Origin of the sequence: Pseudomonas sp. B8(2017), from assembly GCF_002113575.1 — a bacterium.
GTDB classification, from domain to species: Bacteria; Pseudomonadota; Gammaproteobacteria; order Pseudomonadales; family Pseudomonadaceae; genus Aquipseudomonas; species Aquipseudomonas putida_Z.
In genome coordinates this window covers 1-15,201 of the sequence record NZ_NEIO01000035.1, presented here as the reverse complement: position 1 = coordinate 15,201, position 15,201 = coordinate 1, and the positions used below count along the sequence as shown (strand labels likewise).

The window sequence follows — 15,201 nt, the reverse complement described above, 5'->3', positions numbered from 1 at the left end:
TCACGGTCACCGGCGACTGGGCCGGGTTGCTCAGGGTCACGGTGTAGGTGATGACGCCACCTTCGGTCACCGACGGGCTCGCCGTCAGGGTCGCGGTGGTGGTGTCGATCGAGTCGTTGATGGTGGTCTGAGCTGGAGTCGGATTCGGCACCAACTGCTCGAAGTTGCCACCGGTCGCACCGGTAATCGTGGCGCTGACAGTTGAACCGTTGTTATAGACGTCGTTAGCCGGAGTCTGGAAGTCAATACTGCCCTGGGTTTTACCGGCTTCGACGGTAATGGTCTGGCCGTTGGACAGGGTTACGGTCACCGGGGCTTGAGCCGGATTGCTCAGGGTCACGGTGTAGGTGATGACGCCACCTTCGGTCACCGACGGGATCGCCGTCAGGGTCGCGGTGGTGGTGTCGACCGAGTCGTTGATGGTGGTCTGAGCCGGGGTCGGGTTCGGCACCAACTGCTCGAAGTTACCGCCGGTCGCACCGGTAATCGTGGTGCTGACGGTCGAGCCGTTGTTGTAGACGTCGTTAGCCGGAGTCTGGAAGTCAATACTGCCCTGGGTTTTACCGGCTTCGACGGTAATGGTCTGGCCGTTGGACAGGGTTACGGTCACCGGGGCTTGAGCCGGATTGCTCAGGGTCACGGTGTAGGTGATGACGCCACCTTCGGTCACCGACGGGATCGCCGTCAGGGTCGCGGTGGTGGTGTCGACCGAGTCGTTGATGGTGGTCTGAGCTGGAGTCGGATTCGGCACCAACTGCTCGAAGTTGCCACCGGTCGCACCGGTAATCGTGGCGCTGACAGTTGAACCGTTGTTGTAGACGTCGTTAGCCGGAGTCTGGAAGTCAATACTGCCCTGGGTTTTACCGGCTTCGACGGTAATGGTCTGGCCGTTGGACAGGGTTACGGTCACCGGGGTCTGAGCCGGATTGCTCAGGGTCACGGTGTAGGTGATGACGCCACCTTCAGTCACCGACGGGCTCGCCGTCAGGGTCGCGGTGGTGTTGTCGACCGAGTCGTTGATCGTGGTCTGAGCCGGAGTCGGATTCGTCGTCAGCTGCTCGAAGTTGCCGCCCGTGGCGCCCTCGATGGTGACGCTGACGGTAGAGCCGTTGTTGTAGACGTCGTTGGCCGGGGTCTGGAAATCGACGCTGCCCTGGGTCTTGCCGGCTTCGACGGTGATGGTCTGGCCGTTGGACAGGGTTACTGTCACCGGGGTCTGCGCCGGGTTGCTCAGGGTCACGGTGTAGGTGATGACGCCGCCTTCAGTCACGCTTGGAGAAGCGGTCAGGGTCGCGGTGGTAGTGTCGATGGTATCGGTAACCTGGGTAACCGCAGGTGTTTGCGGCACGGTCACCGTCAGCCCACCGCCCCCGGTGGTGCCCGTTACGGTCGCCGAAATCTGGTCCCCGTCGATATACGGGGTATCGTTTGCCGGAACCACGACGTTGACGCTGCCCGAGGTCTGCCCGGCCGGAATGACGATTACGGCCCCGTTGGAAAGGGTGACCACCAGGTTGGTGCTCGGTGCCTGGCCAACCGTAGCGGTATAAACGATTACACCACCCGCTTCGCTGATGGACGGGGTAGCGCCAAGAACCAGGTCGGTAGCAACGCTGGTATCCGTCGTCGGCGTAGTTACCTGGTTGTTGCTGGTGGTATCCAGCACGCCAACCTCTTCGCCATCGAGCACGGCAGCAAAGCCCAGCCCGTCAGTCGGGAAGCCGACGGTAGGGTCGACCCGGCCCGCGGTTTCTTCGAGCATGACAAAGCTGTGGCCACCGCCCAGTGCACCACCACCGCCCGCCGATGATGGGCCAGCCGCAGTCGCTTCAAGTTCGGTAGTCGGGTCGACACCGGCAGCGATCGCCTGTTGCAGCTCCTCCACCGACGGCGCGGCCTGTGCGGTCGCCTGGCTCAGGTCGGTGCTGCTGTCTGGCGCATCGGCGCTCCACTGGCTATCACGACCCAGGTCGAGCAGACGGCCATCGGCCAGCTCCAAAGTAACTGCACCACCCGGGCCGGTGAGCACTTCCTCACCGGCCAGAAGGCGGTCCCCTTCGATCAGAACACGCCGAATGCCCTCTGGGGATACCGCAATAACCTGGCCGACAATACTTTTGACGATGGCTACAACGCTGCTCATTGGACTCTCCGTGTGACCCGATGGGTACTTCCCTGCCAGAGCGGCACTTGCAGACCACTTCAGGCGGAACTATGTCGATGATCTCTAGACGTTTATTGGCGTCAATATTCCGTCTATAACTTTTTGGAATTAACCAAATGCCAAACTATTGACCTTATACATTGCCATCCTAAACAATCAGCAATGTAATGTCACATTGATATTCGAATCTTAACCATGCGCTTCTTGAGGATAAGTGTCGTACATCATCCAAAGCGTCTTCAGCCAGTACTTTCAGCAGCTTTCCTCGTGCCTAGGTAACCGCAAAGAATACGACTGGACAACCGCTCATCGGCAGCTGTCAAAGATTCAAGCGTCAATAACCAAGTCACTTTCGCTCGCTCGGGTCATTGCCTGGTTACAAGCACAAACCTTGCCTGAAGGCAGCAAGACTTTGATCGGGAAGCCAGGCAAAAGCGCGGCCATACGATAGCTCACGGAGCCAGCAGCCCGCACCGCTGCACAATCAGGCACCCGATTTGCCGTAGATCAAAGAGATAGCGAACCACTGCGCAAATACTGCCAGCCCGAAAATGAGAAAACGTAGTCGATTGTCGAACCAAAGCCTGTCAGCGACCTGCTTTCCAATAATAAATTTTGCCTAATTAGTTACCGAATGACGTCAACAAATAAGCGCCTGTTTATTGACAAGCTACAAGTCGATACCGACAACTCCTCTGCCGCCAGACGGATGGCAGGCTATGCTGCAAATTAATTCGGCCTGGATGCTGACTGGATCAAAAATGAAACATCCGCCACTCAGCATCGTCTGCCAGGAATGAAGACCGTAGAATTGTTTACTCAATACCGATTCAAGGCGACCATTGGCCGGTTGCCCAAGCGCCAAGGTGCCGTAGCCTCATGACCACTGCCTGGCAGCGCCATTGAACGCCAGGGTGAGCCAGCCTGAACGGCGGCACACCCCCCCACCCACCACAAGGATGAAGAGCCGCGTGGAATCCGAAGTCAGTCGAGTCCAACTCAGCCACGATCCACGCAGTCAGCATGACGATCCCCTGCTGGATAGTCTGTTGAGCCTGTGTGTTCTGCACCAGAAACCCGCCAGCCGGGTCATGCTGACCACCGGCCTGCCGCTGCCGGCCCAGCGCCTGAGCCCCGAGCTTCTGCCCCGCGCAGCCGCCCGGGCCGGCCTGCAGGGGCGCCTGCTGCAGCGTAAGCTGGAGCAGATCCCGAGCATCGCCATGCCGGCCATGCTGCTGCTCAAGGAAGGCCGCAGCGCCGTCCTGCTGGGCTGGGAAAACCAAGACACCGCGCGCCTGCTGCTCAGCGAGAGCGATGGCGGCGAGGTACATGTCAGCCGCGAAGCCCTGCAAAGCGATTACAGTGGCCGGGTATTCTTCGCCCAGCCGCAGCACAAGTTCGACGTCAACCACGGCAACCTCATCCCGCGGGCGAAGTCGTGGTTCCGCGATACCTTGCTGCGCAGCAAGTGGCTATATATCGACGCCATCGCCGCCAGCCTGGTGATCAACCTGATCGCCCTGGCCGCGCCACTGTTCGTGATGAACGTATATGACCGGGTGGTGCCCAACCAGGCCACCTCGACCCTCTGGGTGTTGGCCATCGGCATCGCCGGTGCCTACATCTTCGACCTGATCCTCAAGGGCCTGCGCGGCTTGTGCCTGGACCTGGCCGGCAAGAAGACCGACCTGATCATTTCGGCAACGCTGTTCGAACGTATCGTCGGCATGTCGATGAAGTACCGCCCGGCCAGGGTCGGCAGCTTTGCCCAGAACATTCACGAATTCCAGGGCCTGCGTGACTTCCTCGCCTCGCTGACCCTGACCAGCCTGATCGACCTGCCGTTCACCGTCCTGATCCTGATCGTCATCGCCATCATTGGCGGGCACCTGGTGTGGATCCCGATCATCGCCTTCCCGCTGGCCTTGGGCATCGGTTACGCCCTGCAACGGCCACTGATGGCGACCATGGAACGGACCATGGCCCTGGCCTCGGAGCGCCAGTCCAGCCTGATCGAGACCCTTGCCGGCCTGGATGCGGTAAAGGTCAACAACGCCGAAAGCGAACGCCAGTACATGTGGGAGCAGACCCTGGGTACCCTCAGCCGCCTGGAACTGCGGGTGAAGGTGCTGTCGAGCCTGGCGATGAACATCACCCTGCTGATCCAGCAACTGGCAGGCGTGGCGATGATCTGCGTCGGCGTGTACCTGATCATCGACGGCAACCTGAGCATGGGCGGCCTGGTGGCCTGCTACATGCTCAGCGGCCGTGCCCTCGGCCCGCTGGGCCAGCTCAACGGCCTGCTCGCCCGCTACCAGCAAGCCAAGGTGACCATGGTCTCCACCGACCACATGATGGAACTGCCGCAAGAACGCAACTTCGAAGAACGCCCGCTGAGCCGCAAGGTGCTGCAGGGCAGCGTCGAGTTCCGGGGGGTCGATTTCACCTACCCGAACCAACAGAATCAGGCCTTGAAGAACATCAACCTCACCATCCGCCCCGGCGAGAAGGTGGGCATTATCGGCCGCAGTGGCTCGGGCAAGAGCTCGCTGGCCAAGCTCATCGTCGGCCTGTACGAGGCCGATAGCGGCTCGCTGCTGGTCGATGGCGTGGACATTCGCCAGATCGACGTCAGCGAACTGCGCCACAACATCGGCTACGTGCCCCAGGACATCCAGCTGCTGGCCGGTACCCTGCGCGACAACCTGGTCAGCGGGGCTCGCTACATCGAGGATGAGTTGATTCTGCAAGCTGCCGAACTGGCGGGTGTGCATGAGTTCGCTCGGTTGCACCCGGACGGCTACGAGTTGCAGGTGGGTGAACGCGGGCAGAACCTGTCCGGTGGCCAGCGGCAGAACGTCGCCCTGGGCCGCGCGCTGTTGCTCAACCCGCAGATCCTGCTGCTGGACGAACCGACCAGCGCCATGGACAACACCGGCGAAGAACGCCTCAAGCAGCGCCTGCAGGCGGTGGTGGAAGGGAAGACGATGCTGCTGGTCACACACCGTGCCTCGCTGCTGTCGCTGGTGGACCGGCTGATCGTGATCGATCGCGGGCAGATTGTCGCCGACGGCCCGAAAGCCGCGGTCATGGATGCGCTGAAGAAGGGGCAGATCAGTGTTGCATAAGCTGGATGTGGGGCAATTCAAGGACGGCCTGCGGCGCTATTTCAAGGGTTCCGATTCACTGGGCGGCCAGCCGCTGCCAGAGGTCAACAAGGCCCTGATCGAGGATGCACCGCGGGTCGTGCGGCTGACCATCTGGGGCGTGATCCTGTTCTTCGTGTTCCTGATCGTGTGGGCCAGCGTAGCGCCCATCGACGAAGTTACGCGGGGTGAAGGCAAGGCCATTCCGTCGTCCAAGGTGCAGAAGATCCAGAACCTGGAAGGCGGCATCGTCGCCGAGATCTTCGCCAAGGAAGGGCAGATCGTCGAAGTGGGCCAGCCATTGCTGCGCCTGGATGAAACCCGCTTCGCCTCCAACGTGGGTGAAACCGAGGCCGACCGCCTGGCCATGGCCTTGCGTGTCGAGCGCCTGAGTGCCGAGGTCGAGGACAGCCCGCTGAAGATCGACGAAGCGCTGCGCAAGGCCGCGCCAAGCCAGGCGGCCAGTGAAGAGTCGTTGTACCAGAGCCGGCGCCAGCAACTGCAGGACGAGATTGGTGGCCTGCAACAGCAGCTGGTACAGCGCCAGCAGGAACTGCGCGAATACAGTTCGAAACGTGCCCAGTACGCCAACAGCCTGCAATTGTTGCGCAAGGAGATCAGCATGTCCGAGCCCCTGGTGGCCACCGGGGCGATCTCCCAGGTTGAGGTGCTGCGCCTGCGCCGCGCCGAAGTGGAGAACCGCGGTCAGCTGGACTCCACGGCGCTGGCCATCCCGCGTGCCGAGGCGGCCATTCGCGAGGTGCAAAGCAAGATCGAAGAGACCCGTGGCAAATTCCGCAGCGAAGCGCTGACCCAATTGAACGAAGCGCGCACCGAGCTGAACAAGGCCACGGCGACCAGCAAGGCGCTGGATGATCGCGTGCACCGCACCATGGTTACTTCGCCGGTACGCGGTATCGTCAAGCAGCTGCTGGTAAATACCATTGGCGGGGTGATCCAGCCGGGCAGCGACATCATAGAAATCGTGCCGCTGGACGACTCACTGGTCATCGAGGCGAAGATCCTGCCCAAGGACATCGCCTTCCTGCACCCTGGGCAGGAAGCGACGGTCAAGTTCACGGCCTATGACTACACCATCTACGGTGGGCTGAAGGCCAAGCTGGAGCAGATCGGTGCCGACACCATCACCGATGAAGACAAGAAGACCACCTACTACCTGATCAAGCTGCGCACCGACCGCAGCCACCTGGGCACTGACGAGAAGCCGCTGCTGATCATTCCGGGGATGGTGGCGACGGTCGATATCATGACCGGCAAGAAGACCATCATGAGCTACCTGCTCAAGCCGATCATGAAAGCGCGTTCGGAAGCGTTGCGCGAGCGTTAAAAAGCACACTCATCGCCGCGACCCACACTGTGGGAGCGGCCTTGTGTCGCGAAAGGGCTGCACAGCAGCCCCAGCGATTTATGCATCTTTGCTGAAATCCTGGGGCCGCTGTGCGGCCCTTTCGCGACACAAGGCCGCTCCTACAAAGGACCGCATACCCTCAGCGCCAGGGGGCAGGCTCACCAACCAACTGCCCCTGAATCCCGCCTACACCCATCTCCCGCAACACCAACCGCTCACCTTCCGTCTCGACCCGCTCGGCAATCAGCGGCAGGTCGATGCTGTGTGCGGCGCGCTGGACCGCTTCTATGAACAGCCGCTTGTGCTGCTCTTGATCAATGTTGCGGATGTAGCTGCCATCGATCTTCAGGTACGCCAGGCCCAGGTGCGCCAGGTTGCCGATCATGCTGAAACGCCCACCAAAGCGTTGCAGCGCCAGGCCGAAGCCAAGCGCGTGCAGGCGCCGGGTGAGTTGCTCCAGGGCCGCCTGCTCAGGTAACTGCTCCTCGCCAATTTCAAAAACCAGCCGCGGGCCGAGCGCCGTGTTCTGGCCCAGAAGCTCGAAAACACGCTGAAGTGCCTTGGGGTCGGCCAGGGTGGCGGCGGACAGGTTCAGTGCCAACACCTGGTCATGCCCTCGAAGGTGCGCCAGCACTTTCTCCAACACCAGCACATCAAGCCGCGGCATCCAGCCGAAGCGCTCCAGCCAGGGCAGGAAGCGGCCGGCCGGCAGCGCCTCGCCCTGGCCATCCTGCAAACGCGAAATCACTTTGTGGTGCAGTACCCGTTGCGCAGAAGCGCAATCCACCACTGGCTGGAAGAACAGTTCGAAATGCCCATTGTCGAACGCCTGGTCCAGCCGCTCGTGCCAGACATGCTGGCTATCCGCGGCAACTGCAGCCACGCCTTGTTCAAGGCATACCCAACCCGGTGTTGGCTGGTTCTCGGCGCGGGCCAGGGCCTCGTCGGCAAGCTTCAGCAATGCCTGCGGTGAATCACCGGGGCTGAACGGCGCCAGGCCGATACAAGCCACCGGGTCGATATCACTGGCGCCCGTTTCGTGCAGGCTGTGCAGCGTCGCTTCCAGGGCCTGGGCAAGCTGTACCGCCTCTTCATGCACCATACCCGGCGCCAGCACGGCGAACTCGCCCCCACGGCTGCGGGAAATCAGGTCGTTGGTTTCCGGGTAGCTGGCACAGGTGCGACGCAACTGCTCACCCACGGCCTGTAGCAACTGGTCGGTACGCTGGCCGCCAAGACGGGCGTTCAACCCCGCCAGCCCCTGGACCCGCAGCAACAGCAGGTAGCCGGCGCGCGCTTCTTCCAGATTGCTCACCCGCGTGTTCAGCTGCATCTCGAAATAACGGCGGTTGGACAGCCCTGTCAGGCTGTCCTGATAAGACTCGGCACGCAGCCGCTCACTGCGCTCGGCTTGCTCGGTAAACAGTGCCTTGAGCTTCTCGACCATCTGGTTCATCGCCTGTACTACCCGGCGCAGCTCCGGCGTGCGCGGCAACTCGGGCAGGCTGAGGAATTCGCGGCGGGCAATGGCGTGGGACTGCTCGACCATGTAGTCCAGCGGCCGCAACTGACGACGCAAGAGCAAGGCGCCGAGTACCGCACTGGCCGCGCCACACAGCAGCAGCCAACCCAGGCTGCCCAGGGCGCTCTGCCAGAGTTTGGCAATGGCGAACATCGGGTGGCTGATTACTTCAACGCGTGCGGCCTGCTGCCAGCCGCGGCTGACGATGGCATCGCCACCGGCGGCTTCCAGGCCGATCAGGTGCACGAACCAGCGCGGCACACCGCCGGGGTCCGGCTCAGCGTGGCGCTCCACCAGCACAGCATTGGAACTCAAGTCGACAACCTTGATGCTTGAGTAGTAACCACTGTCGAAGATCGAGCTGACCATCAGCTCGACCATCGCCGGGTCATCAATATTCGGCGTCAGCGACAGCGCCAGCGCGGTCGCCGCATCCTGGGCGTGCGAGCGCAACTGGTTGACGTATTGGCTGCGCGAACTTTCCAGGCTGACCATGAAACTGCCACTGAAGGCGACCACCAGGAACAGGCAAATGGCCAACAGCAATTGTTTGAACAGTGACATCTGTGCTCCTTCAGTAGACCGGCTCGGCCGGGAACCCTTCGGCCTGCATTTTCTTCAGCAAATCCTGCCAGCGCGACAACCGCTTGGTATCGCCGACCTTCTTGTTGCCTGCGGCGCCCGTCAGCCACAAACCCTCACCATTGAAGGCGTACACCGGCAGCAGGTCGGTACGCTGGCTGGCCGGCTTGATGGCATCCATCAGGCTGTCGAGCACCAATGGTTGTGCCTGTGGGCTTGAATAATAGGTCAGGACCATGTGCGCCCGGTTCTGCCGCAGCGCCTTGACGTAGGTGATGCGCAGCTTTTCGCTGGGGATGCCCATGCGCCGCAGACTGAAATACTTGGCGATGGCGTAGTCCTCACAGTCCCCTGCGCCCTTGATCAGCGCCTGCACCGGCGTGGCCCAATAATCGACCTCATGCCACAGGTCGATATCCTCGACATAGCGCAATTGCTGGTTGAAGAAGCGGTTGACCACCTGCAATCGCTCAAGCTCCGTACCCTGCTTCTGCGTGGCCATCAGGTTCTGCCAGGCATCGATCCGGCCCTGCCCGGCACCCAAGGGGCCATAAAGGGCCTGCGACTTGCGGCTGATCTGGGAAAAGTCCCAATCCGCGTGCAAGCCGCCCAGCAGCAGGCTGCCAAGCAGCACAGCAAGGCCGACACGTTGCACAACAGTTTTGAGCATCCAGGATATCGCCACTGCGAAGCCCTGTTCAGGCCAGTCGAAAGCAGCGATGGTGCGGCTTGCCACGGCAAAAGACAATGGCACCCTGCAATCATGCACCCGCCGGTCACCCGACCTACACTTTCTGGTTATAACCTTCCATAGGCCGCTTCCTTTGACCGGCGACTTCATCCACCATAGCCGCGCTTTTGGGGCGCCGGTTCCATTACCGGTAAAGGTTTGACACCCCCAAGAGCTGTTACTAGTGTCATTGGATCCAACTTTAGTCATCGTTGAGGCAGACGTCGCGTGGCCGAGAAAATCAAATTGAGCAATGTGCTGGCCAGCGAGCAGCTGTTGCCGCACCAGGCCCGTGGCGTGATCGAAGAACGCCTGCGCAGTGCCATTCTTGATGGCCGCTTGCCCCCAGGTACTGCCGTAAGACAACAAGAGCTCGCCACCTTGTTCGGTGTCAGCCGCATGCCCGTGCGCGAGGCCCTGCGCCAGCTCGAAGCGCAATCGCTGCTGAAAGTGGAGATGCACAAGGGTGCGGTGGTTGCGCCGTTGATCGGCGAGGACGCGGTGGACACCTATGCCCTGCGCGTGCTGCTCGAGACCGAGGCGCTGCGCCAGTCCATTCCGCTGCTCGATGCCAGCGACATCGCCAGCGCCCGCGGGTATATCCAGCAACTGGAAAACGAAACGCGTCACGCTGAAATCGGCCGCCTCAATCGCCTGTTCCACATGTCGTTGTACAACAAGGCGCCGAACAAGAAGCTGCTGCGCCTGATCGAGGACGAACTGAATGAGGAAGAGCGCTTCCTGCGGTTTCATCTTTCGTCCATGGGCCTGGGCAAGCTCACCCAAGACGATCACAACGCACTGGCGGATGCGGCTGGCGACAAGCTGGTGGACGAAGCGGTAGCGGTGCTGGAACGGCACCTGAATAACGCATCGCGGGTAATCCGCAAGTATCTGGATACGCAACTGGGGCGCTAGCGGGTAGTGACTGCGCGCATGGTGCAGTCGGCTGGGTTGCAAATTAATCGGCCCCCGCCAACAATGAGACTAATTATCATTCATGTCCATTGATGGCAGCGCCCTCACCCATGCCCAGCAACGATTCCGTGCAAACGCTCTACAGTGACCACCACGGCTGGTTGCATGCCTGGCTACGCAGCAAGCTGGGCAACGCCGCCGATGCCGCAGACCTGGCCCAGGACACCTTCGTGCGCCTGTTGCAACGTCGCGAACACCTGCAACTGAATACTCCCCGGGCCTTCCTGCGGACGGTCGCGCGCGGGCTGGTGATCGACCACTGGCGGCGCGAGGAACTGCACAGGGCCTATCTCGAGGCATTGGCACAGTTGCCGGAAGCACAGGCCCCCTCGGCCGAAACGCGTGAGCTGCTGCTGGAGTTGCTGGAGCGCATCGCGCGCATGCTCGACGGCCTCAAGCCCAAAGTACGCCGCGCATTCTTGCTGGCCCAATGCGAAGGGCTGAAGCACCAGGCCATCGCCGACCAGATGGGCATCTCGGTACGTACCGTGGAGCGCTACATCGCCGACGCGCTCTACCATTGCTACCTGCTGCGCTACAGCGACGAGTGCTGACATGATGACCGCCGCACAGCCTGGCGCAACCACGGTCAAACAGGCCATCCAGTGGATGCTGAGGCTGCGCGAGAGCGGGCATGACCCTGCCCTGCAGCAACAGTGCAGGCAATGGCGCACTGCCCACCACGAACACGAACAGGCCTGGCAACGGGTGATCCACCTGCATCAGGACCTCGACCTGCGTGCCGTCCCTGGCGCCGGGCTGGCTTTGCAGACCCTGGAGACCAGCCAGCGCCGGCTGCACCGTCGGCAGGCGTTGAAGCTGCTTGGTGGCGTTGCCATGGCGGGGACGGCGGCATGGCTGGGAAAAGACCTCGATGCGGTCAACGCCTGGACATCGGACTACGCCACCGGCACGGGCGAACGACGCAGCTTTGCGCTTCCCGACGGCTCGCTGATGCAACTCAATACCCGCAGTGCCGTCGACCTGGCCTTCAATGACCAGCAGCGCCTGGTCCGCCTGAAGCAGGGGGAACTGATGATTGCCTGCAGCCGGCAGCGTCCCTTGCTTGTACAAACTCGTGACGCGTTGCTGGAAGGGTTCGAAGGGCGCTTTGTGGCGCGCCAGGACAGCGACTGCACGCGGGTCAGTGTCAGCCATGGGCGGGTGGCTGTACACCGGCCTGGCAATGGACCGCTGCAATGGATCGAAAGCGGCCAGAACTGGCGTCTGGATGCGCAGGGTACACACCGGCTCGAGCAGGTGGACATGGATGCGATGGCCTGGACCGAGGGCCTGATCGTCACCCGGGACATGCGCCTGTTCGACTTCCTCTCGCAGGTCAGCCGTTATCGGCATGGCTATCTGGGCTGCAGCGACGATATTGCCGATTTGCGCTTGTCGGGTGTATTCCGCCTCGAAGACCCGGAGCAACTGCTGCAACTGCTACCACGGACGCTGCCCGTGCGGCTTCGCCATCGTACACGCTGGTGGGTTCGCGTGGAGGGGCTGGCCTGATCTGACGGGGGCTATTGCGTTCAGGGCTGCTATGCAACCCTTCGCCGGCAAGCCAGCTCCCACAGGGATCGCACAAGGCCTGAGGGCTATGCAATACCTGTGAGTGCTGGCTTGCCGGCGATGGGGCGCGTAGCGGCCCCAATAACTTTTTTGACGGGTTTTGAATGCCGGTCCGGCTAGGACAGTAAGCGACACCTCCTGCCCTCACACTTCAACGGACCCCTCATGCATACCGCCCCCGTGCACACGCGCACCTTCAACGCGAATGATTTTCGACCTGTCTTGCACTCAGCACCTTTGCGCAAAGCAGTCCGGGCTGCCCTGTTTGGCACCGCCTTGGGCCTGACAGCCGTCACGCAACTGTCCATAGCAGCTGAAACCGCCCAGGTGAGCCACCACTATGCGATCCCGGCCGGCCAGTTGGATGACGTGCTCAACCAGTTCGCCCGCCAGGCTGGCATCACCTTGTCGAGCACACCCCAGCTCACCCAAGGCTTGCAGTCGAACGGGCTGCAGGGGCAATACCCAACCGATCAGGCACTGCACCAGTTGCTCAATGGCAGCGGCCTGGAAGCCGTCAGCCAGGACGGCCGGAGCTACGTGCTTCAGGCACAACCCCAAAGCGCTGCATTGTCATTGCCAGACACCGATATCCGTAGCTTCACCCTCGGCAATGCACTGGGCAGCATGGAGGGTTACAACGCTACCCATAGCCAAGTGGCGACCAAGACCAGCATGCCACTGGTAGAGACATCGCAATCGGTCTCGGTGGTTACCCGACAGCAGATGGACGACCAAGGCTCACAAACGGTTGCCCAAGCCATGCGCTACACACCTGGGGTACTGACCAACCCCTACGGGGCGACCCATCGTTATGACTATGTGGCCATGCGTGGCTTCAACGACGGCTCGGTGGACAACATCTACGTCGACGGGCTCAAGTCGATGGGAGACAACGGCACCTACAGCACCATGCAGGTGGACCCGTACTTCCTGGAGCGCATCGATATTCTCAAGGGACCTTCTTCGGTACTGTATGGCCGTAGCTCGCCAGGAGGCCTGGTGGCGCTGACCACCAAGAAGCCGCTGTTTACCCCCTACCATCAAGTCCAGGCCACCATCGGTACCCAAGGCCAGCGTGGCATGGGTTTCGACTTCAGCGGCCCCGTGGATGACGACAAGCGTATCGCTTATCGCCTGACAGGCCTGGCGGATGCTTCCGACACGCAGTTCGACCACAACAAGGAAGAACGCTACGCCATCGCGCCGGCCGTCAGCATCGACTTCAGCGAAGACACTTCGCTGACCCTGCAGGCCTACCTGCAACACGACCCCAACGGCGGCTATCACGGCGGTAACCCCGCAGATGGCATGCTGCACAAACGCAACGGCTTGCGCCTGTCGGACCACTTCTTCGAGGGCGAGCCGGGTATCGACAACTACGAGCGTACCCAACAGTCCTTCAGCTACCAGTTCGAGCATCGCTTCAACGATGTGTTCACGGCACGCCAGAACTTCCGCTATCAGGATTCCGACGTGTCGATGGACCAGGTGTATTCCGCCGGTTGGGCGGATGCCGACAGCAATATCCTCAACCGCGCCTATACCGGCGGCGACGAACGCCTGCATTCGTACATCATCGACAACATGCTGCAGGCGGAATTCTTCACCGGGGCCGCCAAACACACCTTGCTGCTGGGCGCCGACTACCAGCGACGCAAGGCTGACGTGGCCTGGCGTTATGGCACAGTCGATCCGTTGGATGCAGGCAACCCGCAGTACGGCAACGGCAACCTTCAGGTGCTGGGCGAGAACCGCTACCAGCGGCGCTTGCAGCAAACGGGTGTTTACCTGCAGGATCTGGTGGAGCTGAACCAATGGCGCTTCTCGTTGGGGCTGCGCCAGGACTGGGTGAAGGTGTCCGAGGAGAATCGCGACAGCAACACCAAGGTCAGTGACCAGCGCTCCAGGTTCACTACCCGCGCAGGTGTGCTCTACCTGTTCGAGAACGGTATTGCGCCCTATGTCAGTTACTCGGAGTCGTTCAACCCCAATACCGTATCCGACCAGCAAGGCCGCCCTCTGGCACCGACCGAGGGCACTCAATGGGAGGCTGGTATCAAGTATCAGCCGCCGGGTAGCGACAACCTGTTCACCGCATCGGTGTTCCGCATCGAGCAGGAGAACCTGGCCTCGAAGCAGCCTGACGAGGACTTCTATCGCCCTGTAGGGCAAGTGCGCTCACAAGGGCTGGAACTGGAGGCCCATGTGCAACTGACCGACAGCTTGAAGCTGCTGGGCGGCTATACCTTTACCGATATCGAGTACGCAAAGTCGATGCCCAGCCTGGTGTCTGGCAACCTGGATAACAAGGGCAATTCGCCAACCCAGGCACCGAAACAGATGTTCTCGCTTTGGGCTGACTACAACTTCCACCAGGGGGCCCTGGATGGCCTGCGCTTGGGCGGTGGGGTGCGGTATGTGGGGTACAGCTGGGTGGATGCGGAAAACAGCATGAAGGTGCCCTCCTATACCCTGTTCGACGCCTCGATCGGCTATGACCTGGGCAAGGTCGGCCTCCGGGGGATGGATGTACGCCTGAACGCCAATAACCTCACCAATGAAAGCTACATCACCTCGTGTGCAAGCCTGAATTACTGCTACATGGGTGAAGAGCGCAATATCAGTGCCACGGTCAGCTATCAGTTCTGACTCTATGGTGGTCGCTGCGCGTCCGATCGCGACACAAGGCCGCTCCTACACGGGAAGCGCGCTCGCCTGAAAGTGCGCCCCCCCGGAAAAGACAAAGCCCCTGTCTGCATCGCAGACAGGGGCTTTGGATTTGAATCTTGACGATGACCTACTCTCACATGGGGAAACCCCACACTACCATCGGCGATGCATCGTTTCACTGCTGAGTTCGGGATGGGATCAGGTGGTTCCAATGCTCTATGGTCGTCAAGAAATTCTTTGTGCTGGCCCGTCCCTCGGACGTACCTGCGAATCTCTGTAGTTCCTACTTAAAGACAAAACCCCTACCTGCATGTGCAGATAGGGGTTTTGCGAAATGAATCTTGACGATGACCTACTCTCACATGGGGAAACCCCACACTACCATCGGCGATGCATCGTTTCACTGCTGAGTTCGGGATGGGATCAGGTGGTTCCAATGCTCTATGGTCGTCAAGAAATTCT

General features: G+C 61.1%; 9 protein-coding genes and 2 rRNA genes. 6 read left to right on the top strand and 5 right to left on the bottom strand.

All coding sequences use genetic code 11. The features are described 5' to 3' along the window. A partial coding sequence (locus tag CAG22_RS28845) for a retention module-containing protein (RefSeq protein WP_256582456.1) occupies positions 1–2,143 on the bottom strand: 2,143 nt, incomplete at its 3' end. Positions 2,144–3,135: 992 nt separating this feature from the next. Here CAG22_RS28845 and CAG22_RS26300 point away from each other — a divergent pair. Further along, positions 3,136–5,292 carry a type I secretion system permease/ATPase gene (locus CAG22_RS26300; RefSeq protein WP_085593366.1) on the top strand — a complete coding sequence of 719 codons (2,157 nt, stop codon included), beginning with the start codon at positions 3,136–3,138 and terminating at the stop codon, positions 5,290–5,292. Next, positions 5,282–6,658, top strand: a complete 1,377-nt coding sequence (locus CAG22_RS26295; RefSeq protein ID WP_038407794.1) for an HlyD family type I secretion periplasmic adaptor subunit — start codon at positions 5,282–5,284, stop codon at positions 6,656–6,658. Before CAG22_RS26300 ends, CAG22_RS26295 begins: the two co-directional genes overlap by 11 nt. A gap of 160 nt (positions 6,659–6,818) precedes the next feature. Here the strand turns inward: CAG22_RS26295 and lapD are convergent, their stop codons facing one another. Both lapD and lapG read right to left on the bottom strand, forming a co-directional pair. Further along, positions 6,819–8,765, bottom strand: coding sequence for a cyclic di-GMP receptor LapD (lapD, locus tag CAG22_RS26290; protein WP_085665774.1), 1,947 nt, complete (start codon positions 8,763–8,765; stop codon positions 6,819–6,821). A 10-nt stretch (positions 8,766–8,775) separates the two neighbouring features. Beyond that, complete coding sequence (gene lapG / locus CAG22_RS26285) at positions 8,776–9,537, bottom strand: cysteine protease LapG (RefSeq protein ID WP_170929341.1); 762 nt, start codon at positions 9,535–9,537, stop codon at positions 8,776–8,778. Between the two features lie 204 nt (positions 9,538–9,741). Between lapG and CAG22_RS26280 the strand changes: the two genes are divergently transcribed. From CAG22_RS26280 to CAG22_RS26265, 4 genes are all read left to right on the top strand, one after another. Continuing rightward, positions 9,742–10,431, top strand: coding sequence for a GntR family transcriptional regulator (locus CAG22_RS26280; protein WP_025337254.1), 690 nt, complete (start codon positions 9,742–9,744; stop codon positions 10,429–10,431). A 110-nt stretch (positions 10,432–10,541) separates the two neighbouring features. After that, positions 10,542–11,045 carry a sigma-70 family RNA polymerase sigma factor gene (locus CAG22_RS26275; RefSeq protein WP_025337253.1) on the top strand — a complete coding sequence of 168 codons (504 nt, stop codon included), beginning with the start codon at positions 10,542–10,544 and terminating at the stop codon, positions 11,043–11,045. A 4-nt stretch (positions 11,046–11,049) separates the two neighbouring features. Beyond that, the gene (locus tag CAG22_RS26270; protein WP_085593368.1) at positions 11,050–12,006 is read left to right on the top strand and encodes a FecR domain-containing protein; all 957 of its coding nucleotides are present in this window, start codon (positions 11,050–11,052) and stop codon (positions 12,004–12,006) included. 297 nt (positions 12,007–12,303) lie between these two features. After that, positions 12,304–14,718 carry a TonB-dependent siderophore receptor gene (locus CAG22_RS26265; RefSeq protein ID WP_085593360.1) on the top strand — a complete coding sequence of 805 codons (2,415 nt, stop codon included), beginning with the start codon at positions 12,304–12,306 and terminating at the stop codon, positions 14,716–14,718. A 135-nt stretch (positions 14,719–14,853) separates the two neighbouring features. Here CAG22_RS26265 and rrf (CAG22_RS26260) read toward each other — a convergent pair. Both rrf (CAG22_RS26260) and rrf (CAG22_RS26255) read right to left on the bottom strand, forming a co-directional pair. Next, a 5S ribosomal RNA gene (gene rrf / locus CAG22_RS26260) occupies positions 14,854–14,969 on the bottom strand. 109 nt (positions 14,970–15,078) lie between these two features. Then, positions 15,079–15,194 (bottom strand): 5S ribosomal RNA (gene rrf, locus CAG22_RS26255). Positions 15,195–15,201 lie beyond the last annotated feature (7 nt).

Bases quoted from the DNA above. Each gene is read 5' to 3' on its own strand.
- CAG22_RS26275 (WP_025337253.1), top strand. From the start codon at position 10,542: ATGCCCAGCAACGATTCCGTGCAAACGCTCTACAGTGACCACCACGGC.
- lapD (WP_085665774.1), bottom strand. From the start codon at position 8,765: ATGTCACTGTTCAAACAATTGCTGTTGGCCATTTGCCTGTTCCTGGTG.
- CAG22_RS26270 (WP_085593368.1), top strand. From the start codon at position 11,050: ATGACCGCCGCACAGCCTGGCGCAACCACGGTCAAACAGGCCATCCAG.